This is a genomic window from Mitsuaria sp. TWR114, assembly GCF_007997345.1.
In genome coordinates this window covers 1-1,840 of sequence record NZ_VOSR01000748.1, presented here as the reverse complement: position 1 = coordinate 1,840, position 1,840 = coordinate 1, and the positions used below count along the sequence as shown (strand labels likewise).

The 1,840-nt window shown below is 71.2% G+C and carries 1 protein-coding gene and 1 pseudogene; both read left to right on the top strand.

Translation table 11 applies throughout. The features are described 5' to 3' along the window. Positions 1-430: pseudogene (locus FUT87_RS23565) on the top strand (acetyl-CoA C-acyltransferase); the annotation flags it as partial. A gap of 7 nt (positions 431-437) precedes the next feature. Next, positions 438-1,840 (top strand): acyl CoA:acetate/3-ketoacid CoA transferase (locus FUT87_RS23560; RefSeq protein ID WP_147242580.1); only part of this gene is annotated, 1,403 nt, incomplete at its 3' end.

The following is a 1,840-nucleotide window of genomic DNA, read 5'->3' as shown; positions in this document are numbered from 1 at the left end:
CGCCGGCGCCTGCGCGATCGTCAGCGAGTCCTATGCGTCGAAGAAGGGCCTCAAGCCGCTGGGCCGCTTCCTGGGCTTCGCGGTGGCGGGCTGCGAGCCCGACGAGATGGGCATCGGCCCCGTCTTCGCCGTGCCCAAGGTGCTGGCGCGCCTGGGCCTGAAGGTCTCCGACATCGACCTGTGGGAGCTCAACGAGGCCTTCGCGGTGCAGGTGCTGTACTGCGCGGACAAGCTGGGCATCCCGATGGACCGGCTCAACGTCAACGGCGGCGCCATCGCGCTGGGCCATCCGCTGGCCGCCACCGGCGTGCGCCTGACCCTCACCGCCGCGCGCGAACTGCAGCGTCGCGGTGGCCGCTACGCCGTGGTCTCCGCCTGCGTCGGCGGCGGCCAGGGCATGGCGCTGCTGATCGAAAACCCCGCTGCCTGAGGCCCCCATGAAGATCATCACCGCCGACCAGGTCGGTCCCCTCGTCAAGGATGGCGCCACCCTCTTCCTCGGCGGCCTGGCCATGATGGGCCTGGCCGAGGAAGTGCTGCAGGGACTGGAGCGCCACTTCCTCGCCACCGGCCATCCCAACCAGCTCACCACCTGGGCCTGTGGCGCGATCGGCAACGCCGGCAACGGCGGCATGGCCCACCTGGCCCATCCGGGCATGGTCAAGCGCGTCGTCGCCGGCCATTTCGGGCAGACCGGCAAGGCCATGATGGCCAGGGTCCATGCCGGCGAGGTCGAGGCCTACAACTTCCCGCAGGGCTCGCTGTCCAGCCTCACGCGGCACATCGCCAGCCGCTCGCCGGGCCTGCTGACCAAGGTCGGCCTGGGCACCTTCGTGGACCCGCGGCAGGAGGGCGGCCGGCTCAACGCCGCCTCGCGCGAGGACCTGGTCCGCCTGGTCGAGTTCGAGGGCGAGGAATGGCTCTTCCATCCCGCGCCGCGCATCGACGTCGCCTTCATCCGCGCCACCTATGCCGACGAGCGGGGCAACCTCAGCATGGACAAGGAAGGCGTGCTGCTGGAGCAGCTCGCCATCGCGCAGGCCGCGCGCGCCTGCGGCGGCATCGTGGTCGCTCAGGTCGAGGCGGTCGTAGCCGCCGGCAGCCTGCATCCCAAGAGCGTCAAGGTGCCGGGCCTGGTGGTGGACTACGTCGTCGTCGCCCAGCCGGAGAACCATCTGCAGACCATCACCACCGCCTTCAATCCCGCCTTCAGCGGCGACGTGCGCGTGCCGCTGGACCGCGTGCCGGCGCTGCCGCTGGACGAGCGCAAGGTCATCGCCCGCCGCGCCGCGATGGAGCTGCGGCCCGGCGCGGTCACCAACCTGGGCATCGGCATCCCGGCCGGCGTGCCGTCGGTGGCGGCCGAGGAAGGCGTGGCGGGCCTGCTCACGCTGAGCGTCGAATGCGGCGTGAACGGCGGCGTGCCCGCGCAGGGCGGCGACTTCGGCCTGGCCTACAACCCCGAGTCCATCATCGAGCAGTCCTCGCAGTTCGACTTCTACGACGGCGGCGGCCTGGACTGCAGCTTCCTGGGCCTGGCCCAGACCGACCGCCACGGCAACGTCAACGTCAGCAAGTTCAACGGCCGCCCGGTCGGCTGCGGCGGCTTCATCAACATCACGGCCTCGACGCCGCGCCTCGTGTTCTGCGGCAGTTTCACCGCCGGGGGCGTCGAACTCGCCGTCTCGGGTGGCGAGCTCCACATCCGTCAGGAAGGCCGCGCGCGCAAGTTCGTCGAGCAGGTCGAGCAGATCACCTTCAACGGCCGCGATGCCGCGCGCCGCGGCCAGGAGGTGCTCTTCGTCACCGAGCGCGCCGTCTTCGCGCTGCGCGAGGACGG